The organism is Streptomyces sp. ME19-01-6, assembly GCF_033793745.1.
In the GTDB taxonomy this organism is placed as follows: Bacteria; Actinomycetota; Actinomycetes; order Streptomycetales; family Streptomycetaceae; genus Streptomyces.
On sequence record NZ_JARAXF010000012.1, the window covers coordinates 44,530 to 67,061 of the forward strand.

A 22,532-nucleotide genomic window follows, 5' to 3' on the forward strand; every position below is an offset into this window, starting at 1 on the left:
GCCGGGAGCGGTGCTCCCGGCCCGCGCGGGAGGTCAGTCCACGAACAGCAGGTCGCGCTTGGCCGCCGCCCCGGCGAGCGCGCCGGCGAAGTTGTCCTCGACCTCCGCCTTCTCGGCCGCGTTGGGGTTGGGGTTGGTGCACGAGGTACCGGCCGTGGAGCCGGACATCAGGCTTGAGCAGGGGCCCGGCTTCATGTCGGGCAGGCCCAGGATGTGGCCGAGCTCATGGGACGAGATACGCACGGTGTTGTAGCCCTCGTCGACGGCCTGCCGTCCGAAGTAGATCGTGCCGCTGCCCAGGCTGGTCGTGGCGGTACGCGGCCAGCCGTTGTCCGCGATGATGCGGATGTTCGCCCGCTGCCCCGAGGCGACCGGCTTCAGCTCCACGTTCGCCACACTGTCGTTCCAGATCGCGGCGCCCTTGGTGACGGCGTCCTTGAACTCCGCGGCCTGGGACGAGTCGTACGTCAGCACCCTCGCGGCGATGGCGTGCCGCTGGGCCGACCCGGACGCGGGCGCCGCCACCGCCTGGCCGCCGGCCAGGGCGAGCACCGCCACCGCGACGGCGGGTAATGCGCGCAGGGCCTTGCTGGATCTCACGATCGGCCTCCTCGTGGGGTAAGGACTGTATCGATATGCGGCTCCGCCGCGCGGTCTTTGACGCGGGCATGACGATTCCGCATACCTCACGGCCACACTGCCCACTCACAGCCATCCCCAACCGGCCCCCGCGGGCGGCCGTCCCTCGGCGCGATCCACCCTTTTGGCCCTCCCCCAGCTACCGCTGGGAGGTACCCCCTAGACTCGCCGCGTGCCTCTCCCCGAGAACGATCCCCTCACGAACGGTGACATCAGCGACCCGGCCCCCAGCGGCCTGAACACCGAAGACCGGGACACGAGAGAACCGGACCCGGGCGATACGAGCGACGCGCTGCGCGTCCTGCGCCGGGTCTTCGGCTATGACGCGTTCCGGGGCGATCAGCAAGAGATCATCGACCATGTGGTCGCCGGGGGCGACGCGCTGGTCCTGATGCCGACCGGCGGCGGCAAGTCGCTGTGCTACCAGATCCCCGCGCTGGTCAGGAAGGGCGTCGGGGTCGTGGTCTCGCCGCTCATCGCGCTGATGCAGGACCAGGTCGACGCGTTGCGGGCGCTCGGCGTACGGGCCGGGTTCCTCAACTCCACCCAGGACCTGGACGAGCGGCGGCTGGTCGAGGCGGAGTTCCTCGCGGGCGAGCTGGACCTGCTGTACCTCGCGCCGGAGCGGCTGCGGGTCGAGTCGACGCTCGCGCTGCTGGGCCGGGGTTCCATCTCGCTGTTCGCCATCGACGAGGCGCACTGCGTGGCCCAGTGGGGGCACGACTTCCGCCCCGACTACCTGGCGCTGTCCGAGCTGCACGAGCGCTGGCCCGACGTGCCCCGCATCGCGCTGACCGCGACCGCCACCGAGGCCACCCACGCCGAGATCGCCTCGCGGCTGAAGCTGCAGGACGCCCGCCACTTCGTGGCGAGCTTCGACCGCCCGAACATCCAGTACCGCATCGCGCCCAAGAACGAGCCCAAGCGGCAGCTGCTGGAGCTGCTGCGCACCGAGCACGCGGGGGACGCGGGCATCGTCTACTGCCTCTCGCGGGCCTCGGTCGAGAAGACCGCCGAGTTCCTGGTGAAGAACGGGATCGAGGCGGTGCCGTACCACGCGGGTCTGGACGCCCGGACCCGGGCCGAGAACCAGGCACGGTTCCTGCGGGAGGACGGGCTGGTCGTGGTCGCCACGGTCGCGTTCGGCATGGGCATCGACAAGCCCGACGTACGGTTCGTCGCCCATCTCGACCTGCCCAAGTCGGTCGAGGGCTACTACCAGGAGACGGGTCGGGCCGGGCGGGACGGGCTCCCCTCCACCGCCTGGCTGGCCTACGGCCTCCAGGACGTCGTTCAGCAGCGCAAGATGATCGACGGCTCGGAGGGCGACGCGGCCCACCGGCGCCGCCTCGCCGCCCACCTCGACGCGATGCTGGCGCTGTGCGAGACGGTCGACTGCCGCCGGGTGGGGCTGCTCGCCTACTTCGGTCAGCAGAGCACCGCGTGCGGCAACTGCGATACGTGTCTGACACCCGCGGAGTCCTGGGACGGCACCGTCGCCGCGCAGAAGCTGCTGTCGACGGTGGTACGGCTCAAGCGGGAGCGGAACCAGAAGTTCGGCGCCGGCCAGGTGATCGACATCCTGCTCGGCAAGAAGACCGCCAAGGTGATCCAGTTCGACCACGACGCCCTGTCCGTGTTCGGGATCGGCACGGAGCTGCGCGAGGCCGAATGGCGGGGCGTGGTGCGCCAGTTGCTCGCCCGGAAACTGATCGCCGTGGAGGGCGACTACGGCACGCTGGTGCTCTCCGAGACCAGCGGCGAGGTGCTGGGCGGGCAGCACCAGGTGATGCTGCGGCGCGAGCCGGAGCGGGCGCCACGGGCCGCGAAGGCTTCGTCGTCGTCCGCCAAGTCCGGCCGCGCCGCCGCCCCGGTGGACCTGCCGCCGGAGGCGGTGCCGGTGTTCGAGCGGCTGCGCGCCTGGCGCGGGGCCACCGCCAAGGAGCAGGGCGTCCCGGCGTATGTGATCTTCCATGACGCCACGCTGCGCCAGATCGCGACGGTCTCGCCCGGCACCCTGGCAGAGCTCGGCACGATCAGCGGCGTCGGTGAGAACAAGCTGGCCAAGTACGGGCAGCAGATTTTGGACACGCTCACACTCGCGGAGCAGTGACGCGTACGAGGGGGAGGGCCGGGTCCCGGCCCTCCCCCTCCTCTCTCGTGCCGCGTCCGCGTTACAGCGTGTGCCGCAGCCGGTCCGCCATCAGCTTGATGAAGCGCGCCGGATCGCTCAGTTCGCCGCCCTCGGCGAGCAGCGCCATTCCGTGGATCAGCTCGGCCGTCTCCGCCAGCCCGTCCGCGTTCCCGTCCGCGCTGTGGGCCTCGCGCAGGCCGGTCACCAGCGGGTGCGTGGGATTGAGCTCGAGGATGCGCTTGATCTGGGGCATGTCCTGGCCCATGGCGCGGAACATGTTCTCCAGCTGCGGCGTGACGTCGTGGGTGTCACCCACGATGCACGCGGGCGAGGTGGTGAGCCGGGAGGACAGCCGCACCTCCTTCACCTGCTCGCTCAGGGTCGTCGTCATCCAGGACAGCAGCTCGGCGAAGTCCTTCTGCTGCTGCTCGCGCTCGGCCTCGCCCTCCTTCTTCTCCTCCTCGGTGTCGAGGTCGACCTGTCCCTTGGCGATCGACTGGAACTGCTTGCCGTCGAACTCCGGCACGGACCCGACCCACATCTCGTCGATCGGATCGGTGAGCAGCAGCACCTCGTACCCCTTGGCCTGGAAGGCCTCCATGTGGGGCGAGCTCTCGATGATCGAGCGCGACTCCCCCGTCACGTAGTAGATGTGCTGCTGCCCGTCCTTCATGCGGTCCAGGTACTGCCGCAGGGTGGTGGGCTCCTCGGCGTCATGGGTCGAGGCGAACGAGGAGATCTCCAGGATCGCGTCGCGGTTCTCGAAGTCGTCGAGAAGCCCTTCCTTGACGGCGCGGCCGAACTCCCTCCAGAACGTCGCGTAGCCCTCGGCGTTGGCGGACATCATGTCCTTGACCGTCGAGAGCACCTTCTTGACCAGGCGCCGGCGCATCAGCTGGATCTGGCGGTCCTGCTGCAGGGTCTCGCGGGACACGTTCAGCGACAGGTCCTGCGCGTCGACGACGCCCTTGACGAAGCGCAGATACTCCGGCATGAGCTCTTCGCAGTCGTCCATGATGAACACGCGCTTGACGTAGAGCTGCACACCGCGCTTGCGCTCCCGCATGAACAGGTCCAGCGGCGCCTGCGACGGGATGAACAGCAGCGCCTGGTACTCGAAGGTCCCTTCCGCCTGCATGCGGATGGTCTCGAGCGGGTTGTTCCAGTCGTGGCTGATGTGCTTGTAGAACTCGTGGTACTCGTCGTCGGTGACCTCGTCCCGGGAGCGCGCCCACAGCGCCTTCATCGAGTTGAGCGTCTCGATCTCGGGCTCGCGCTCGGTCTCGGCCTCGGCCTCGCCGTCGTCATCCGTGGCCGCGGCCGTGTCGGTGGCCGTGGTCGTGGACTCGGCGGCCATCCTGATGGGCCAGGTGATGAAGTCGGAGTATCGCTTGACGATCTCCTTGAGCTTCCGCGGGGAGGTGTAGTCGTAGAGGTGGTCCTCGGTGTCCTCCGGCTTCAGCCGCAGGGTGACGGAGGTGCCCTGGGGCGCCTCGTCGACCGCCTCGATCGTGTAGGTGCCCTCGCCCGTGGACTCCCAGCGGGTGCCCTGGCTCTCCGTCGCGTGCCGGGTCTCCAGCGTGACCTGGTCGGCCACCATGAAGCCGGAGTAGAAGCCGACGCCGAACTGCCCGATGAGGTCCTGCGAGGCCGCGGCGTCCTTCGCCTCCTCCTTCGACTCCTTCAGCTCGCGAAGGAACTCGGCGGTGCCGGACTTGGCTATCGTGCCGATGAGTTGGACCACCTCATCGTGCGACATGCCGATGCCGTTGTCGCGCACGGTCAGCGCGCGGCGCTCCTTGTCCACCTCGATCTCGATATGGAGATCGGACGTGTCCGCCCGCAGGTCGGTGCCGCGGAGCGCTTCCAGACGCAGTTTGTCCAAGGCGTCGGAGGCGTTGGAGATGAGCTCCCGCAGGAAGACGTCCTTGTTGGAGTAGATGGAGTGGATCATCAACTGCAGGAGCTGGCGCGCCTCGACCTGAAACTCGAACGTTTCGGCCTGTGTGTTCACATGCTTCCTTTCACGAGCGAGTACCTGTAGCGAGTACCTGACGTCAGCTTAGAGGCGGAGGCCACCCTCACAGGGCCGGAACGGGATGCAAACTGGCATGCTGACGGCCGATGAACACGGATACCGTCACGCTCGACGACATCGACCGGGGCCTGGTCCACGCCCTCCAGATCGACGGCCGGGCGCCGCTGCGCACGCTCGGCGAGGCCCTCGGCGTCTCCGAGAACACCGTCGCCCGCCGCTATCGCCGACTGCGCTCGGCCGGAGTGCTGCGCGTGGTGGGCACCCTCAACGGCGGCCGGCTCGGCTACAACGCCTGGACCATCCGCCTGCGGTGCACCCCGGACGCGGCGGGCGCCATCGCCCGGGCGCTCGCCGCCCGCCCCGATACCTCGTACGTCCATCTGCTCTCGGGCGGAACCGAGATCTCGTGCAGCGCGCAGACCCGCTCCGGCGACGAGAGCGACGCGCTGCTGCTGCACCGGCTCCCCCGTACCGGCCGGATCACCGCCATCTCCGCCCATCTGCTGCTCGGCCACTCCGCCCTGCCCAACAGCTGGGCGGGTCCCGCCCTGCTGACCTCGGAGCAGACCGCGCTGCTCAGCCCGCCACCGGTCGACAGTGCTGACGCCGCCGCCCACGCCGACAGCAACAGCGACGTCGTCCTGGACGACGAGGACCAACCGCTGTTCGCTGTGCTGGCCCGGGACGGCCGGGCGAGCTACGCCGAACTGGCGTCCACCACCGGCTGGTCCGACTCCACGGTCCGCCGCCGGCTGACCGCGCTGCGCCGGGCCGGGGTGCTCGCCTTCCTGGTCGACATCCCGCCCGCCGCGCTCGGCTTCCGCGCCGAGGCGCGCCTGTGGATGTCGGTGCGGCCGTCGCGGCTGGCCGCCGTGGCGTCCGCGATGGCCGAGCACCCCGAGGTGTCGCTGGTCGCCATGACCACCGGCCCGACCAATCTCCTCGCCGCCGTCAGCTGCCGGGACGCCCAGCACCTCGCGCGCTATCTCACCGAGCGGATCGCGTCGCTGGACGCGATCCGCTCCCTGGAGACGGCCCCGGTCATCCGCACCGTCAAGCGCGCCGGGGCGCTGCTGCCCATCTGACCGAGGCCGTACGGCTCCCCGCCCCCTCACCGCCTGCCCCCCTTGCCGCCTGCCCCCTTGTCAGGGGAGGTCGCGCGGTGGTTTCCTTCGCACGGCATGAAGGGAGCTGCCTGCCCATGGCCCTGTTCGACCTTCCGCTCGACGAGTTGCGCGACTACCGGCCGCGCGTTCCCGAGCCCGAGGACTTCGACCGGTTCTGGGAGAAGACCCTCGCCGAGGCCCGCGACCACGAACTGAACGCCACCTTCGAGCCCGTCGCCACGGCGCTCACCGGCGTGGCGGTGTACGACGTCACCTTCGCGGGGTTCGGCGGCCACCCGGTCAAGGGCTGGTTTCTGCACCCGGCCGGGGCCCGGGAGCCGCTGCCCGTCGTGGTCGAGTACATCGGCTACGGCGGCGGACGCGGGCTGCCGCACACCCATCTGCTGTGGCCGACGGCGGGCTTCGCCCACCTCGTGATGGACACCCGCGGCCAGGGCAGCGGCTGGGCCAGCGGCGACACACCGGATCCGGTCGGCTCCGGGCCCGCGTACCCGGGGTTCATGACCCGGGGCATCGAGAACCCCGAGGACTACTACTACCGGCGGGTCTTCACCGACGCCGTGCGCGCGGTGGAGGCGGCCCGCTCCCATCCGCTGACCGACCCCGCCCGCACCGCGGTCACCGGCTCCAGCCAGGGCGGGGGCATCGCCCTGGCAGCGGGCGGCCTGGTGCCCGACCTGGTTGCGATCGCCCCCGATGTGCCCTTCCTGTGCCACTTCGGGCGGGCGGCGACGCTGACCGACCGCGATCCGTACCGGGAGATCGGCAACTACCTCAAGACCCACCGCGGCCGGGACGAGCGGATCTTCCGTACGCTCTCCTACTTCGACGGGGTCCACTTCGCCGCCCGGGGGCGGGCGCCGGCGCTCTTCTCGACCGCGCTGGAGGACCAGACCTGCCCGCCGTCCACCGTGTTCGCCGCGTACAACGCCTACGCGTGCGAGGACAAGCGGATCGAGGTGTACTCGTTCAACGACCACGAGGGCGGCGGACCCGTCCATCAGGAGGTCCAGCTGGGCTGGCTGCCGCCCAGGCTGCGGTAGCCGCCAAAAAATCTTAAGGACGGACGGCCATGCCCGGAGATGGTTGGGAGCCTCGAGGAGGCTCCCTCCGGGACGGCCGTCCGTCCTTCTTTCCCCCCCCACCTTGTGCGGATACATCCTGGCTGGCGGTGGAGGGCCAGGGCAGGGCCGACCGGCCCCTGAACCAGGGCCGTCCGGCCCTGGACGAGCAAGGCGGTCAGCCTCGGACCGGCGGGCCGGCGTCCGAACTGCGCGCCGCCGTCGTCGCACAGCGCCGCGAAGTTTATGGCGGTTCACGCGATACCGGGCGACATATCGGGCACTCGGGGTCCGGAGCGAATTGACCGCAGGAGGCGATCATGACGGAACCGACCCATGCGACCATGGAGTCCCATCCGGACATCCTGGCGATGCGGGAACGCCACACCTGGGCCGAGCAGGCCGCGACCACTCCCATGGCCCAGGCCGTCGAAGCGATGTCCCTGATCACCGGTCTGTACCTTGCCGCTTCCCCCTGGATCGTGGGTTTCAACGGCATGACGACCCTGGCGGTGACCAATCTGATCACCGGAATCGCTTACGCACTGCTCATGGGCGGCTTCGGCCATGCCTATGAGCGCACCCACAGCATGGCCTGGGCCGCCGCGCTGCTGGGCGTCTGGAGCATCATCGCGCCGTGGGTGGTGGCGGGAAACGTGGCCACCACGCGCACCGTCATCAGCAACATCATCGCTGGTGCTGTCGCCCTGTGTCTCGCACTCGTCGCCAGCTCGCAGGCGAAGAAGGCCGCTCCGGGCGGCCGGGGCCCTGGGGCCCGCGCGGGACGCTGACGGCCCGGGACAGAACGGAGGCGTTCGATGACCGAGCCATACCGTTCCACCCCGTCCCAGGCGGAAGGCGAGCGTGAGAACGAAGCCCCCGGGCGCGCCGTGCACCCCGATGTGCCGGTGTCGACCCCCTCACAAGCGGAAGGGGAGCGCGAGGAGGAAGAGAACGAGAAGACGTAGGAGCAGAACAAGCAGGACACGAGGGCCCGGAACCCCGAGGGCTCGCCCCGGCGCCCGGGCCGGGCCGGTGACCGTGGTCACCGGCCCTCCTCGACTCATGACGCCGCCGGGAGCCGCGCGGTGCCCAGGATGACGAGCACCCAGGCGCGGGAGCGCTTCGCGCGGGCCAGGGTCGCCCGCCTGGCGACCGTCGGCGCCGGGGGCCGGCCGCACCTGGTGCCGGTGGTTTTCGTGCTGGCCGGTGACACGGTGGCGACGGCGGTCGACCACAAACCGAAACGCTCCCAGCGGCTCAAACGCCTGGACAACGTCCGGGCCAACCCCGCCGTGTGCCTCCTGGTGGACGGCTACGACGAGGACTGGGACCTCCTGTGGTGGGCGCGGGCCGACGGCACGGCCCGCGTCCTGCCGCCCGCGAACGAGTCGGCCGCCTCCGCCGCGTTCGTCCGGCTGCTGGCCGACAGGTACCCGGCGCAGTACGCGGACCGGCCGCCGCGGGGGCCGGTCGTGGAGATCGTGGTCGACCGGTGGCACGGCTGGCAGGCCACCGGGGGCGGTTCCGGGTGAGGCCGCCCGAGGCCACCGCGCCATCAGGCGAAGAGACGCATACGGGGAGAGGATGGTTGTGTCGGGTACGGCCTTTCGTTCCATCGAGGAGGTGGACGGCCATGAGTTTCTCCTCCGACGACGCACACGGCGCCGAGCAGCGGCGCGAGCAGCCCTACGGCGCCGAGCAGCGAGGCGCGGAGCCTTACGGCACGGCTCAGCGAGGCGAGCGGCCCCCGGACGTCGAGTCCCCGTTCGCCGGTGCCCTGGGCATGTTGTCCAACGCCGCCTGGCAGGTCCTGGTGACCACGGGCATCGTCGCGATCGCGCTGGGCGTCATGGTGCTGGCCTGGCCGGGGAGCACCCTGGCGGTGCTCGGCGCGCTGTTCGGCGTCTATCTGCTGGTCACCGGGATCTTTCAGCTGGCGGGGGCCTTCGGCTCACATGTGCCGGGGCATCTGCGCGTGCTGAGCTTCGTCAGCGGCGCGCTCGCCGTGCTGCTCGGCCTGCTCTGCTTCCGTGGACCGGCGCAGTCGATCCTGCTGCTGGCCCTGTGGATCGGGTTCGCCTGGCTGTTGCGGGGCGTCATGCTGACGGCCGCTGCCGTCTCGCACGAGGGGCTTCCGGCCCGCGGCTGGCAGATCTTTTTCGGTATCGTCAGCATGCTGGCCGGCATCATCCTGATCGTCGCGCCCTTCGGCTCCATCACGGCGCTCGCCGTCGTGGCCGGCATCTGGCTGCTGGCGCTGGGCGTGATCGAGGTGTTCCACGGTGTCCAGCTGCGCGTCCAGTTGGGCCATCACCCCCCGCACAAGGCGGAACGCCGCCCGCACTTCCCGCGCTTCCGGCCGCATCCCCAGCCGTAGGCCCGATGTGATCAATGAGCCGTAGCGAGCCGCTCCAGCAGCTCGGCGGTCGCGGAGTCGTCCGGGGTCTGGGTGAGCAGCAGGACGTCCGCGTCGGCCACCGGACGCAGCAGCGAGAACGTGAGCGTCAGCGTGCCCGGCCCGGTCCCGGCGGCGTTCGTCGCCTCGACCGTGGTGGGCCGGAAACTCGCGACCGCGCGGCACTGCCACCAGTGGGCGGCGTCGGGCCGCTCCTGGTGGAGCAGCCGGATGATGTCCAACGCCCTGCGGTCGTCGGGGGCATGGCCGACGGCGGTGCGGAAGTGCTCGTACAGGCCGCGCAGCAGTGGCTCCGGGTCGGCGACGGGGTTTGCCCCGGGCGGGCCCGAGGCCAGCCACAGCAGGAGGTTACGCCGCTCGTCGGGGAGGTCGCCGGGATCGCCCCACAGGCGGTGGTGGGCCGCGTTCCCGGCCATGATGTCGAGCCGTTCGTCCAGGAGCAGCGACGGTGTGGTGCGCCAGCTGTCGATGAGCTTGCGGCTCTCCGGGCTGCCCGCTGCCCGTCCCTGTCCGGCCAGCGGGGCGGTGGGCAGGAATCCGGCCAGCGACAGTGCGTGCCGGTGGGCGTCGGGCCCCATCCGCAGCGCCCGGCACACCGCGTCGACGACCTGCCGTGACGTGGTCACCCGGCCCTGTTCCAGCCAGGTGTACCAGGCGACGCTGACCCCGGCCAGCGCGGCGACCTCTTCCCGGCGCAGCCCGGGGGCGCGGCGCCTTCCGCCGCCGCTGAGGCCGACGTCCTGCGGGGTGACCACGGCTCGGGCGGCGCGCAGATGGGCGCCCAGCTCACGGCGCAGCGACACATCCATGCGCGCGATCCTATGACCATCACTCACCCCATGAACGGTGGCCTGTCCGGGGCGGCGGGGGTGGGAGAGGCTCGTGGCATGTCAGAAGAACAGCGGACGCCCGAGGTGTGGCGCCGACAGAACGACTCCTCCCACCTGGCCGAACCCCGCGTCCTCATCCGCGTCTTCCGCGAACCGGGCACGCTGGAAGCGGGCATCGACTTCTACGAGCGGCTGCAGGGGACCGAGGCCGACGGCAGGTTCTCGTTCGGCAGTCTGCGGCTCGCCACGGTGGGTGCTTTCCTTCTCATCGAGGGCGGCGAGGAGGACCTGAAGCCCTTCCGCTCCACCACCGGCACGCTGCTGGTGGACGACGTGCGGCCGTACTACGACCGTCTCGTCACGGAGGGCGCGGAGATCGTCTTCCCGCTGCAGGAGGTGCCCACCGGCGCCGGTTTCAACGCCCGTCATCCCGATGGCACGGTGGTCGAGTACGTCCATCACCGCCCCACCGCCGCCGGCGACTGATCTCCCGTTCTCTCCCCGCCGGCCTCCCCCGCTGTTAGCCTCTGGTTTGGCAACCGGTTGTCATGCGGTTACCCGACTCGGAGGCAGAGCGAGGGGTGGGCCATGGTGCGGAAGGGCGGCGGCAACGGCGGGGGGCGGCATACGATCCGGGATGTCGCGGCCCGGGCGGGGGTGTCCGCGTCCACGGTGTCACGGGTGCTCGGCGGCGCGTACCCGGTCAGTACGCAGACGCGCGCCCGGGTGATGCGGGCGGTCCGCGAGCTGGACTATGTCGCCGACGCCCACGCCAAGGCGGTGGCGGGCGCCGGCACCCCGACGCTCGCGTTCGTCCTCGACGACATCACCGGCCCGTCGTTCGCGCACATGGCGCACGGCGTGGAGCGCGAGGCGGCCCGGCTGGGCCATCTGTGCCTGGTGTGCAGCACGGACGGCGACACCGGCCACGAGCTGGAGTTCATCGAGATGATGCGCGCCCAGCGCGCCGCCGCCGTGATCCTGGTGGGCGGCACCGCGGACACCCCCGAGTACCGCCGGCACATGGCCCGTATCGCCGACTCGCTGGCGTCGGCCGGCTCGCGACTCGTGCTGTGCGGGCGGCCGCCGCTGGATCCCGGCACCCCGGTGACGGTCATCGAGTACGACAACGAGAGCGGGTCCTACGCGCTGTGCTCTCATGTCCTCGCCCAGGGCCACCGGCGGGTCCTCTTCCTCGGGGGCAAGCCGCAGAACACCGCGGCCCGGGGCCGCGAGCGGGGCTATCTGGCCGCGCACCGCGCCCGCGGCCTCGATCCGGACCCGGCGCTGAGCCTGTCCGGCGACTTCACCCGGGACTCGGGCCACCGCCTGATGCGCCAAGCACTCGAGGTGGGGCTTGAGTTCACGGCCGTGGTGGCCGCCACGGACATGGTCGCGGCGGGGGCGCTCACCGGGCTCCACGAGGCGGGGCTGCGCGTGCCCGGCGATGTGTCGCTCGCCGGGTACGACGACATCCCGTTCGCCCGGGACCTGCGCCCGCCGCTGACCACGGTCCATGTGCCCTACGAGGAACTGGGCCGGCTCGCCGTCCGTACCGGCCTCGGCAGAACACCGGACTCCCCGGACGAACACCTGCTCCTGGGCACCCATGTCGTGATCCGCGACTCGGTGGCCCGGCCGGCGGGGGCGGCCCGCTGAGCGCGCCCCCGCCGGTTCAGCAATCGGTTTCCGTCCGGGCCCTCAGCGGGCCGTGACTCCGATCGCGGAGCTGGGCCCGGAGCGGGACTTCACGATCGACGGCACCTGGGCGGCGGGGTCGAGGGTGTAGGTGTAGTACGTCTTCGGGTCGAAGGCCGTTCCGCCGCTTTCATTGCGGCCGGTGGTGTTGACGAAGATGTTGCCCCGCTGGACGAGGGTGGCGGTGGCGTCCTTGGTGACCGGGTTCTTCATCCCTTCGAAGTAGCTGTTCTCCAGCACCATCTTGGTGTTGCCACGGGAGTAGTTGCCGTAGGAGGAGTTGATGCTCGTCCCCGGGTCGTCCTGCAGGTAGTTGTTGTACAGATGCGCGTGCGCGACGTTGTCGGTGGACGGGTTGCGCTGTTCGGTCTCGTGGAACCAGTTGTGGTGGATCGTGATGTCGGCGGTCGTGTTCTCCGTCCAGCCGATGCCGAACGCCTTGTTGTGCTGCTCCAGCCGGTTCCATGACACCGTGAGGTAGGTGGTGTCCTTGCGGCTGTCGATCAGGCCGTCGGCCATGTGCCGCAGATCGTTGTGGTCGATCCAGACATGGTGGGCGCCGTCCATCTGGATGGCGTCCCAGTCATGGTCCTTGTCGTTCCACGTGCCCTCGTAGGAGTCGCGGATCGTCAGGTTGCGGATGATGACGTTGTGCACGCCCTGCCCGAGGAAGAAACCGCCGCCGACGATCTGGCCCGCGGTCCCCGAGCCCACGATCGTCTTGTTCGAGGCGACCTTGATCTCCTTGCCCTTCGGGTCCATGGTGATCGCCCCGGCCACCACGATGACGTACGGCTCGGCGGCTGTGGCGTACTTCTCCAGATCGGCGAGCGTCCGGACGGTCACGGTCGCCCCGCCGCGGCCGCCGTATGTGCCGTTCTGTCCGAGCGCGTTGACCGAGGCGAAACCGTCGGCGGCGTCATCGGCCCACGCCGCCGCGCTCGTCGCCGGCTCCGCCCGCGTCCCGGTATCCGCCCGTGCGAAGGTCCCGCCGTCCGCGAGACCGGCCGCGGCGCCCAGGGCCAGGACCAGTCCGGCCGTCAGGCCCAGCCTGCTCCGGCCCCTGCTCCGGCGCGCATTCTGCCGCTCGGCTTCCATCGCTACCTCTTCCACAGCTCGGGGGATGTCGTCCATGCCCCTGTCGCCGCCGCGGGCCGAGAGGTTGCCCGGTCGGGTCGGCGCCGCTCACGCGTACCGGGCGAGACAGCCACCCCCGCAGAGGGCACGGCCGCAAGGTCGGCGAGGCTTTGTCCTGAGGCAGGAGAAAGTCCGCATCGATTGCGGCGTAAGTTCTTCCCACACTGGACAACCGCTGCTACGTTCCCCGTGAAAGCCCGGCCAGTGGCATGCCGATGACGGCGGGAGGGGCAGTGTGAGGCGCATGACGGCACGACCCGCGAACGCCCATCAGGCGCGTCTGCTGCGCTTGCTGCGCGACGGAGGACCCACCTCCCGGGCGCAGCTGGGCGACCGGATGGACCTCTCGCGCTCCCGGCTGGCCGTGGAGGTCGACCGGCTGCTCGACACCGGGCTCGTGATCGCCGACGGGTTCGCCGCCTCCCGCGGCGGGCGCCGCTCTCACAACGTCCGTCTGGCGCCCACGCTGCACCTCCTCGGCGTCGACATCGGCGCCACCTCGGTCGACGTGGCCGTCACCAACGCGGAGCTGGAGGTGCTCGGCCACCTCACGCAGCCCATGGATGTGCGAGAGGGCCCGGTCGCGGTCTTCGAGCAGGTCCTGGCCATGGCGGCGAAGCTCCGGGGATCCGGTGTGGCCGAGGGGTTCGACGGGGCCGGGATCGGGGTCCCGGGCCCGGTGCGCTTCCCCGAGGGGGTGCCCGTCGCGCCGCCGATCATGCCCGGGTGGGACGGCTTCCCCGTACGGGAGGCGCTCAGCCAGGAGCTGGGCTGCCCCGTCATGGTCGACAACGACGTGAACCTGATGGCGATGGGAGAGCAGCAGGCGGGCGTCGCCCGCTCCGCGAAGGACTTCCTCTGCGTCAAGATCGGCACGGGCATCGGCTGCGGCATCGTGGTCGGCGGCGAGGTCTACCGCGGTACGACCGGCAGCGCGGGCGACATCGGCCATATCCAGGCCGAGCCCGACGGCCGACCCTGCGCCTGCGGCAACCGCGGCTGCCTGGAGGCGTACTTCGGCGGCGCGGCGCTCGCCCGCGACGCCGAGGCGGCCGCGCGGGAGGGCCGGTCCGCCGAGCTCGCCGCCCGGCTGGAGGCCGCCGGGAGCCTCGCCGCCACCGATGTCGCCGCCGCGGCCTCGGCGGGCGACGCCGCCGCGCTCGACCTCATCCGCGACGGCGGCACCCGCACCGGCCAGGTCCTCGCCTCGCTCGTCAGCTTCTTCAATCCCGGTCTGGTGGTGATCGGCGGCGGGGTGACCGGCCTCGGCCACACCCTGCTCGCCGCCATCCGCACCCAGGTCTACCGCCAGTCACTGCCGCTGGCGACCGGCAACCTCCCCATCGTGCTGGGCGAGCTCGGCCCCGTGGCCGGGGTCACCGGGGCGGCCCGCCTGATCAGCGACCACCTCTTCTCCCCGGCCTGACCCGACGCACCACACGCACGCACCACACGCACGCACCACACCGTACGCACCACACGCACCGCACACGCGTGAACCGCGCGACGCGCGCCACGCCCCGCACTCAGCACGACGCACCGCGCGCACCACACCACCCCCCGCCGCTCCGCGATCAGCCCTGCCCACTCACCGGCGCACCGCCGAGGAGGCCCGCCATGGCACCGCCCGCACCGCCACCACTGCTCACCATGTCCGCGATCGCCAAGTCCTTCCCCGGCGTACGGGCCCTCGACGGGGTCGACCTCGACGTCGAGGCGGGCGAGGTCCACTGTCTGCTCGGCCAGAACGGCGCGGGCAAGTCCACCCTCATCAAGGTGCTGGCCGGGGCCCATCAGCCCGACCGCGGCGAGATCCGCTGGCAGGGCCGCCCGGTGCGGCTCAAGTCGCCGGTCGCCGCCATGCGCCTGGGCATCGCCACCATCTACCAGGAACTCGACCTGGTGGAGGGGCTGTCCGTGGCCGAGAACGTCTTCCTCGGCCATGAGCTCGCCGCCGGCGGATTTCTGCGCCCCCGCTCGGCCCGCGCCGCCACGGCCGGCCTCCTCGCCCGCCTCGGCCACCCGGAGATCGACCCGGACGCGCTGGTCGGCACGCTCTCCGCGGCCGGACAGCAGATCGTCTCCATGGCCCGCGCCCTCTCCCATGACGTGGCCCTGATCGTCATGGACGAGCCGTCCGCCGCCCTGGACCCCGACGAGGTGGACAACCTCTTTCGCATCGTCGCCGACCTGACCGCGGACGGCGTCGCCGTCGTCTACATCTCCCACCGGCTGGAGGAGATCCGCCGCATCGGCGACCGCGTCTCCGTCCTCAAGGACGGCCGTGTCGCCGCCCGCGGACTGCCCGCCCGTACCACCCCGACCCGCGACATCGTCGCCCTGATGACCGGCCGCGACGTGGAGTACACCTTCCCGGAGCGGGCCGAAGGGGCCGCCGGGACCGCGGACCCCGGCGGCGGCGCGCCCGTGCTGCGGCTGGAGGGGCTGGCCAGGGCGGGCGAGTTCGAGCCGTTCGACCTGGAGCTGCGCCCCGGCGAGATCGTGGGTCTGGCCGGCCTCGTCGGCTCCGGCCGCTCGGAGATCCTGGAGACCGTCTACGGAGCCCGGCGGCCGACCGCCGGCCGCGTGCTCGTCGACGGGCGCCCGCTGCGCCCCGGCAGCGTCACCGCCGCCGTGCGCGCCGGGCTCGGCCTCGCCCCCGAGGAGCGCAAGGCGCAGGGCCTGCTGATGCTGGAGTCCGTCACCCGCAATGTCTCGGTGTCCTCGCTGTCCCGCTTCTCGCGCGCCGGGTGGCTGGACCGCAGGGCCGAACGGACCGCGGCCCGGGAGGCCGTACGGGATCTGTCGCTGCGCCCGGACGACCCCGAGCGCCCGGTACGGACCCTGTCCGGCGGCAACCAGCAGAAAGCCGTGCTCGCCCGCTGGCTGCTGCGCGGCTGCCGCGTGCTGCTGCTGGACGAGCCCACGCGCGGCGTCGATGTGGGCGCCCGCGCCGAGCTGTACGCCCTGATCCGCCGCCTCGCCGACGACGGCGTGGCCGTCCTGCTCGTCTCCAGCGAACTGCCCGAGGTCCTCGGCCTGGCCGACCGGGTGCTGGTGCTCCGCGAAGGCCGTGTCGTGCACACCGCGCCGGCGCGGGAGCTGGACGAACACCGCGTCCTCGACCTCGTGATGCAAGGGAGCCCGTCGTGCTGAATCAACCCGGGGGGCGGCCGGGGTCCGCCGCCCCCGCAGATGCCGTGCCCGAGCCCACCGCCACGCTCACCAAGGAGAGCCCGCCCGGAGCGCCCGCCGACCGTCCGGCGGCCGGCGGGGCCGCGGCGCGCGGCCGGCTGCGGGCGCTCGCCGACCTGCGCAACCTGTCCCTGGTCGGGGTGCTCGCGGTGCTGGTCGCCGTGGGCGGATTCACCAAGCCGGCGGAATTCCTGACCACCGGCAATCTGCAACTCGTGCTCATCCAGGCGTCCGTCATCGGCGTCGTCACCGTCGGCATGACCTTCGTCATCACCAGCGGCGGCATCGACCTGTCCGTCGGCGCGATGGTCGCCCTCGCCTCCGTATGGGCCACCACACTGGCCACCCAGGACTTCGGACTCGGCGGCATCCTGATGTGCGCCGTCCTCGTCGGCCTCGGCTGCGGTCTGGTCAACGGCGTGCTCATCGCGTACGGCGGCATGGTCCCCTTCATCGCCACCCTTGCCATGCTCGCCTCCGCCCGCGGCCTCTCGCTGCACATCAGCGACGGCAAAACGCAGGTCGTCACCGTGCAGCCGGTTCTGGACCTGGGGCTGCCCGACGCGTATGTGCTGGGCATCCCGCCGCTGGTGATGATCTTCGCCTTGGTCACCGTGGTCGGCTGGCTGGTGCTGAACCGTACGACCTTCGGCCGGCGCACCGTCGCCGTCGGCGGCAACGCGGAGGCCGCCCGGCTCGCGGGCATCGACGTCAGACGGCAGCGCCTGCTGCTGTATCTGCTGTCCGGGCTGTGCTGCGGCATCGCCGCGTTCATGCTGATCGTCCTCACCGGCTCCGGCCAGAACACCAACGGCAACCTCTACGAACTCGACGCCATCGCCGCCGCGATCATCGGCGGCACGCTGCTCAGCGGCGGCCGGGGCACCATCACCGGCTCCGTCCTCGGCGTCCTCGTCTTCACCACCATCACCAACCTGTTCGCCCTGAACAACCTGCAGAGCGATGTCCAGCAGATCGCCAAGGGCGCGATCATCGTCGCCGCCGTCCTGGTCCAGAAGGGTCGTACGAACCATGAGGGATAACCCGCGCACACCGGCCACCCCACCCATGAGCCCCAGCCGGAGAAACCTGCTCTTCGGCACCGCCGCCGCGGGCGCGCTCTTCGCCGCCGGCTGTACCAGCAACGAGAACAACGACGATTCCGACGACAGCCGGCAGGCCGCGAACACGGCCGACACCAAGCCCGGCAAGAAGGTGACCATCGGCTTCGCCGGCCCCCAGGCCGACCACGGCTGGCTCAACGCCATCAACGAGCAGGCCAAGCGGCGCGCCAAGGAGTACGAGGACGTCACTCTCCAGACCACCGAGGGCTCCAACGACACCGCCCAGCAGATCGGCCAGATCGAGACCCTGATCAACAAGAAGGTCGACGTCCTGGTCATCCTGCCCGCCGACGGCAAGGCGCTGACCCAGGTCGGGCTCAAGGCCATGAAGTCGGGCATCCCCGTGGTCAACCTCGACCGGATCTTCGCCTCCCCGCAGGCGTACCGGTGCTGGATCGGCGGCGACAACTACGGCATGGGGCTCAACGCGGGCCGCTACATCGGCGAGCAGCTCAAGGGCAAGAAGAACGCGAAGGTCGTCGAGCTGGCCGGTCTCGACAACCTGGAGCTGACCAGGCAGCGCAGCAAGGGGTTCGACGACGCCCTGAAGAACTACCCCAACATCGAGAAGGTCGGCCGCCAGGCCGCCGAGTTCACCGTCGAGTCGGGCCAGGCGAAGATGGCCCAACTGCTGCAGGCGCATTCGAAGTTCGATGCGCTCTGGAACCACGACGACGACCAGGGCGTCGGCGCCGAGCGCGCCATCCAGCAGGCCGGGCGGGACGACTTCCTCATGGTCGGCGGCGCGGGCGCCAAGCGCGCCATGAACGCCATCAAGGCCGACAACACCGTGCTGAAGGCCACCGTCCTCTACCCGCCGACGATGGCCGCCTCCGCCATCGACCTCGCCCGCGCGCTCGGCCAGGGCAAGGGCGTCGGCGGCCTCGCCGAGCTGGAGATCCCGGCCTCCCTGACGCTCTACTCCGCCGTGGTCACCAAGGACAACGTCGAGGACTACCTGCCCACGGGATTCAGCTGACCCCACCCCGTCGGCCCTGGACCGACCCCTGATCTGACCCCTGATCCCCCGAGAAGGACCCCAGAGAAGGAGTCCCATGCAACGTCCTGCGGAAACAACGAAGCCCGCCCTCGGTGTCGGCATGGTGGGCTACGCCTTCATGGGCGCCGCCCACTCCCAGGGGTGGCGCACCGCGGGCCGCGTCTTCGACCTGCCGCTGCGCCCGGTCATGTCCGCCATCTGCGGCCGCGACCCCGACGCGGTGCGGGCCGCGGCCGGACGGCACGGCTGGGCCGCCGCCGAGACCGACTGGCGCGCCCTGATCGCCCGCGACGATGTACAGCTCGTCGACATCTGCACGCCCGGCGACAGCCACGCCGAGATCGCGATCGCCGCGCTGGAGGCGGGCAAGCACGTGCTGTGCGAGAAGCCGCTCGCCAACTCGGTCGCCGAGGCCGAGGCCATGGTGGAGGCCGCGCGGCGGGCGCGGGAGCGCGGGCAGGTGGCGATGGTGGGGTTCAACTACCGCCGTACGCCCGCCCTCGCACACGCCCGCCGGATGGTAGGGGACGGGCGGCTCGGGGTGCTGCGGCACGTACGGGTGTCGTATCTGCAGGACTGGATCGTCGATCCGGAATTCCCGCTGGTGTGGCGGCTGCGCCGGGAGCACGCGGGCTCCGGCGCGCTCGGCGACCTGGGCGCCCACATCGTCGACCTCGCGCAGTATCTGGCGGGCGAGCCGCTGGTCGGGGTCTCGGCGCTGACCGAGACCTTCGTCCGGGAGCGGCCGCTGCCCGCCGGGGCGGCGACCGCCACGACGGCGACCACCGGCCTCGGCGGCCGGGCGGGCGGCGGGGCCCGCGGGCCGGTCACGGTCGACGACGCGGCGCTGTTCAGCGGGCGGCTGGCCTCCGGCGCGCTCGCGTCCTTCGAGGCCACCCGGTTCGCGGCGGGCCGCAAGAACGCGCTGCGGATCGAGCTCAACGGGGAGCGCGGTTCGCTCGCCTTCGACCTGGAGCGGCTCAACGAGCTGCACTTCCACGACCACACCGAGCCCGCCGCCGAGGCCGGCTTCCGCCGGATCCTGGTCACCGAGCCCGAACACCCCTACCTGGAGGCGTGGTGGCCGGCCGGCCACGCCCTCGGGTACGAGCACACCTTCGTCCATCAGGCGCGCGACCTGGTGCTGGCCATCGACGCGCGGACCGAGCCCGAACCGTCCTTCGCGGACGGGCTGCAGGTGCAGCGGGTGCTCGCCGCGGTCGAGGAGAGCGCCGAGAAGAACTGCGTCTACACGCCGGTACCCGCCTGAGGAGGCCCCCGATGCCCAGACAATTCACTCTCTTCACCGGACAGTGGGCCGACCTGCCGCTCGAGGAGGTCTGCCGACTGGCCCGCGACTTCGGCTACGACGGACTCGAACTCGCCTGCTGGGGCGACCACTTCGAGGTGGACCGGGCGCTCGCCGAGCCCGGCTATCTGGACGGCCGGCGGCAGCTGCTGGAGAAGTACGGGCTCCAGTGCTGGGCCATCTCCAACCACCTGGTCGGCCAGGCCGTCTGCGACTCCCCCATCGACGAACGCCACCAGGCCATCGTGCCCGGCCGGATCTGGGGCGACGGCGACCCGGAGGGGGTGCGGCGGCGGGCGGCGGCCGAGATGGCGGACACCGCGCGGGCCGCGGCCGCCTTCGGGGTCCGTACCGTCGTCGGCTTCACCGGGTCGTCCATCTGGCACCTGGTGGCCATGTTCCCGCCGGTGCCGCCGCATATGATCGAGCGCGGCTACGAGGACTTCGCCGAGCGCTGGAACCCGATCCTGGACGTGTTCGACGCGGAGGGCGTGCGCTTCGCCCACGAGGTGCACCCGAGCGAGATCGCGTACGACTACTGGACCACCCACCGTGCGCTCGAAGCGGTCGGCCACCGTCCCGCCTTCGGGCTCAACTTCGACCCCAGCCACTTCGTCTGGCAGGACCTCGACCCGGTCGGCTTCCTGTGGGACTTCCGGGACCGGATCTACCACGTGGACTGCAAGGAGGCGCGCAAGCGGCTGGACGGCCGCAACGGCCGGCTCGGCTCGCATCTGCCCTGGGGCGACCCGCGGCGCGGCTGGGACTTCGTCTCGGCCGGGCACGGGGACGTGCCGTGGGAGGACGTGTTCCGGATGCTGCGGTCCATCGGGTACGACGGACCGGTGTCGGTGGAGTGGGAGGACGCCGGGATGGACCGGCTGCAGGGCGCACCCGAGGCGCTGAAGCGGCTGAAGGCGTACGACTTCGACCCGCCGGCGGCCTCCTTCGACGCGGCCTTCGGCGGCGGGAACGGCTGAGGGGGCCGCCGGGGCCGTCGGGGCCGGGAGGGGAGGGGCCAGGGGCCGTCCGTGCGGGGGCCACGGGCGGTCCTGAGGCCGTTCCTACACCGGATGGCTCACCATGGTGACAGCAGGCCGGCCGATGCGCCGCCGCACCCCTGCGCCCCCGAGCCGGAAGAAGACCGCACCCCATGACCATCCGCGTCCTGCTCGCCGACGACCAGACACTGCTGCGGGCCACCTTCCGGATCCTGATCGACTCCTGCGAGGACATGGAGGTGGTGGCGGAGGCCGCCGACGGCGGGGAAGCGGCCGCGCTCACCCGTGCGCACGGCCCCGACGTGGTCGTCATGGACATCCGCATGCCCGGCACCGACGGCCTGGCCGCGACCGCCGCGATCTGCGCCGACCCGGAGCTGTCCGCCACCCGCGTGCTCATCCTCACCACCTTCGAGACGGACGAATACGTGGCCCAGGCGCTGCGCGCGGGCGCGAGCGGCTTTCTCGGCAAGGACGTGGGCGCCGATGAACTGCTCACCGGCATCCGCACCGTGGCCTTGGGAGACTCCCTCCTCTCCCCCGCGGCCACCCGTGCCCTGATCACCCGCTTCCTCGCCGCCCCCGACCTTGAGGCCCCCCTGGCTCCGAGCGAGCTCCTCGCCTCGCTCACCGCCCGCGAGCGGGAGGTGATGGCCCTGGCGGCCGAGGGGAAGTCCAACGCCGAGATCGCCGACGTACTCGTGGTCAGCCCCCTGACCGTACGCACCCACGTCCACCGCGCCATGACCAAGCTGGGCGCGCGGGACCGCGCCCAGTTGGTCGTCATCGCGTACCAGTCCGGGCTGGTTCGGCCCGCCTAGCCGGACAGGCCGAAGAAGGTGATGGCCCGGGCCGCCATGCCGGTGAGCGGGAGCGTGTGTCCCGCGCCCTGGATGCTGATGGCCTCCACGGGGGCCCGGTCACCGGTGGCTCCGTAGCGGGTACGGGTCCAGTTGGTCTGCGGACGGTCCGTGCTCGCGGGTGTCCGGCTCACCCCGAGGACGTCGGTCCACTGCTTGATCTCCTCACCGAAGTTCGGATAGCGCAGGGTGCCGTCCTCGGTGCCGTGCCACAGCTGCATCCTCGGCCGGGCGCCCGTGTATCCGGGGTAGGCGGCGCGGGCCAGATCGCCCCACTGCTGCGGTGTCTTGGTGATCGTGCCGTTGGCGCAGGCGGAGTTCCAGCTGGATCCGTCCGTGGTGGCGAAGCAGCCGAAGGGCACGCCCGAGAACGCGGCACCCGCCTTGAACACGTCCGGGTAGTCGCCGAGCAGGACGTTGGTCATCATGGCGCCCGAGGAGGCTCCGGTGACATAGACCCGGCTGGGGTCGGCGTTGTTGTGCTGCAGGACGTAGCGGACCATCGACACGATGCCCACCGGGTCGCTGCCCCCGTCGCGCCGCAGCGCCTGCGGTGAGGAGACGTCGAAGCAGGAGCCGCTGCGGGTGGCGGAGGGGTAGACGACGATGAAGCCGTAGCGGTCGGCCAGGGAGGCGAACTCTGTGCCGGAGAAGAACGCGGGACCCGAGCCCGTGCAGTAGTGCACCGCAACGAGGACCGCGGGCCGCGCCGCGACGTTGTTCGGTACGTACTGGTACATCCTGAGGTTGGACGGGTTGTTGCCGAATCCGGTCACCTCGGTGAGCGTGGCGGCCGCGGCGGGAGGCGGTGTCAGCAGGAGCAGCGACGCCAGCAGCGGCAGGATGCCGCCGAGTAACGCCGCGAGCACGGACCTGGGTGTCCTGCGCTGTCTTCCGGCCATGCCGGTGGTTCCCGCCGACGGGGGGCTGTTGGTCATGTCCCTGTCCTTTCTAGACTTG

At 71.3% G+C, this 22,532-nt stretch carries 19 protein-coding genes and 2 pseudogenes; 16 read left to right on the plus strand and 5 right to left on the minus strand.

The window, feature by feature from the left end; genetic code table 11:
• Positions 1–33: 33 nt before the first annotated feature.
• Entirely contained in the window at positions 34–600 is a 567-nt protein-coding gene (locus tag PV419_RS25705; protein ID WP_319692642.1) for a snapalysin family zinc-dependent metalloprotease, read from the minus strand.
• A gap of 274 nt (positions 601–874) precedes the next feature.
• Here PV419_RS25705 and recQ point away from each other — a divergent pair, with 274 nt between their 5' ends.
• On the plus strand, positions 875–2,752 hold the full coding sequence (gene recQ, locus PV419_RS25710) for a DNA helicase RecQ (protein WP_319693242.1): 1,878 nt from the start codon (positions 875–877) through the stop codon (positions 2,750–2,752).
• A 61-nt stretch (positions 2,753–2,813) separates the two neighbouring features.
• Here recQ and htpG read toward each other — a convergent pair whose 3' ends face one another.
• Positions 2,814–4,727 carry a molecular chaperone HtpG gene (htpG, locus tag PV419_RS25715; RefSeq protein ID WP_415925386.1) on the minus strand — a complete coding sequence of 638 codons (1,914 nt, stop codon included), beginning with the start codon at positions 4,725–4,727 and terminating at the stop codon, positions 2,814–2,816.
• Between the two features lie 170 nt (positions 4,728–4,897).
• On the opposite strand from htpG, the gene PV419_RS25720 reads away from it, so the two are divergent.
• The 6 genes from PV419_RS25720 (at position 4,898) to PV419_RS25745 (ending at position 9,379) form a co-directional block, all read left to right on the plus strand.
• Positions 4,898–5,896 carry an Lrp/AsnC family transcriptional regulator gene (locus PV419_RS25720; protein ID WP_319692646.1) on the plus strand — a complete coding sequence of 333 codons (999 nt, stop codon included), beginning with the start codon at positions 4,898–4,900 and terminating at the stop codon, positions 5,894–5,896.
• A gap of 116 nt (positions 5,897–6,012) precedes the next feature.
• Positions 6,013–6,981 (plus strand): acetylxylan esterase, encoded by a 969-nt coding sequence (locus PV419_RS25725; protein ID WP_319692647.1) that lies wholly within the window; start codon positions 6,013–6,015, stop codon positions 6,979–6,981.
• 338 nt (positions 6,982–7,319) lie between these two features.
• Positions 7,320–7,790 carry an SPW repeat protein gene (locus tag PV419_RS25730; RefSeq protein WP_319692649.1) on the plus strand — a complete coding sequence of 157 codons (471 nt, stop codon included), beginning with the start codon at positions 7,320–7,322 and terminating at the stop codon, positions 7,788–7,790.
• A 27-nt stretch (positions 7,791–7,817) separates the two neighbouring features.
• Positions 7,818–7,967 carry a hypothetical protein gene (locus PV419_RS25735; protein ID WP_319692650.1) on the plus strand — a complete coding sequence of 50 codons (150 nt, stop codon included), beginning with the start codon at positions 7,818–7,820 and terminating at the stop codon, positions 7,965–7,967.
• A 129-nt stretch (positions 7,968–8,096) separates the two neighbouring features.
• Positions 8,097–8,534, plus strand: a complete 438-nt coding sequence (locus tag PV419_RS25740) for a TIGR03668 family PPOX class F420-dependent oxidoreductase (RefSeq protein ID WP_415925381.1) — start codon at positions 8,097–8,099, stop codon at positions 8,532–8,534.
• A 101-nt stretch (positions 8,535–8,635) separates the two neighbouring features.
• The gene (locus PV419_RS25745) at positions 8,636–9,379 is read left to right on the plus strand and encodes an HdeD family acid-resistance protein (protein WP_319692654.1); all 744 of its coding nucleotides are present in this window, start codon (positions 8,636–8,638) and stop codon (positions 9,377–9,379) included.
• Positions 9,380–9,390: 11 nt separating this feature from the next.
• Here the strand turns inward: PV419_RS25745 and PV419_RS25750 are convergent, their stop codons facing one another.
• Positions 9,391–10,227, minus strand: a complete 837-nt coding sequence (locus PV419_RS25750) for a helix-turn-helix transcriptional regulator (protein ID WP_319692656.1) — start codon at positions 10,225–10,227, stop codon at positions 9,391–9,393.
• Positions 10,228–10,305: 78 nt separating this feature from the next.
• Here PV419_RS25750 and PV419_RS25755 point away from each other — a divergent pair, with 78 nt between their 5' ends.
• Positions 10,306–10,734: a VOC family protein gene (locus PV419_RS25755; protein WP_319692658.1), complete on the plus strand. Its 429-nt coding sequence runs from the start codon at positions 10,306–10,308 to the stop codon at positions 10,732–10,734.
• 102 nt (positions 10,735–10,836) lie between these two features.
• Positions 10,837–11,907 (plus strand): LacI family DNA-binding transcriptional regulator, encoded by a 1,071-nt coding sequence (locus PV419_RS25760; RefSeq protein WP_319692659.1) that lies wholly within the window; start codon positions 10,837–10,839, stop codon positions 11,905–11,907.
• Between the two features lie 48 nt (positions 11,908–11,955).
• Here the strand turns inward: PV419_RS25760 and PV419_RS25765 are convergent.
• Positions 11,956–13,044, minus strand: a pseudogene (locus PV419_RS25765) (pectate lyase family protein); the annotation flags it as partial.
• A gap of 283 nt (positions 13,045–13,327) precedes the next feature.
• Between PV419_RS25765 and PV419_RS25770 the strand changes: the two are divergent.
• From PV419_RS25770 to PV419_RS25800, 7 genes are all read left to right on the plus strand, one after another.
• The gene (locus PV419_RS25770) at positions 13,328–14,509 is read left to right on the plus strand and encodes an ROK family transcriptional regulator (RefSeq protein WP_319692662.1); all 1,182 of its coding nucleotides are present in this window, start codon (positions 13,328–13,330) and stop codon (positions 14,507–14,509) included.
• 191 nt (positions 14,510–14,700) lie between these two features.
• The gene (locus PV419_RS25775; RefSeq protein WP_319692663.1) at positions 14,701–16,239 is read left to right on the plus strand and encodes a sugar ABC transporter ATP-binding protein; all 1,539 of its coding nucleotides are present in this window, start codon (positions 14,701–14,703) and stop codon (positions 16,237–16,239) included.
• The gene (locus PV419_RS25780) at positions 16,233–17,321 is read left to right on the plus strand and encodes an ABC transporter permease (protein ID WP_415925382.1); all 1,089 of its coding nucleotides are present in this window, start codon (positions 16,233–16,235) and stop codon (positions 17,319–17,321) included. The genes PV419_RS25775 and PV419_RS25780 overlap by 7 nt, the downstream gene beginning before the upstream one ends.
• Positions 17,311–18,381, plus strand: coding sequence for a substrate-binding domain-containing protein (locus tag PV419_RS25785; RefSeq protein WP_319692665.1), 1,071 nt, complete (start codon positions 17,311–17,313; stop codon positions 18,379–18,381). Before PV419_RS25780 ends, PV419_RS25785 begins: the two co-directional genes overlap by 11 nt.
• 76 nt (positions 18,382–18,457) lie before the next feature.
• The gene (locus tag PV419_RS25790) at positions 18,458–19,672 is read left to right on the plus strand and encodes a Gfo/Idh/MocA family oxidoreductase (RefSeq protein ID WP_319692667.1); all 1,215 of its coding nucleotides are present in this window, start codon (positions 18,458–18,460) and stop codon (positions 19,670–19,672) included.
• A gap of 11 nt (positions 19,673–19,683) precedes the next feature.
• Positions 19,684–20,691 (plus strand): sugar phosphate isomerase/epimerase family protein, encoded by a 1,008-nt coding sequence (locus tag PV419_RS25795; protein WP_319692669.1) that lies wholly within the window; start codon positions 19,684–19,686, stop codon positions 20,689–20,691.
• Between the two features lie 173 nt (positions 20,692–20,864).
• A complete protein-coding gene (locus PV419_RS25800; protein WP_319692670.1) occupies positions 20,865–21,533 on the plus strand; it encodes a response regulator transcription factor in 669 nt (222 codons plus the stop codon).
• Here the strand turns inward: PV419_RS25800 and PV419_RS25805 are convergent.
• A pseudogene (locus PV419_RS25805) lies at positions 21,533–22,474 on the minus strand (alpha/beta hydrolase family esterase); the annotation flags it as partial. The gene PV419_RS25800 and the pseudogene PV419_RS25805 sit on opposite strands and share 1 nt — an antisense overlap.
• Between the last annotated feature and the right edge of the window lie 58 nt (positions 22,475–22,532).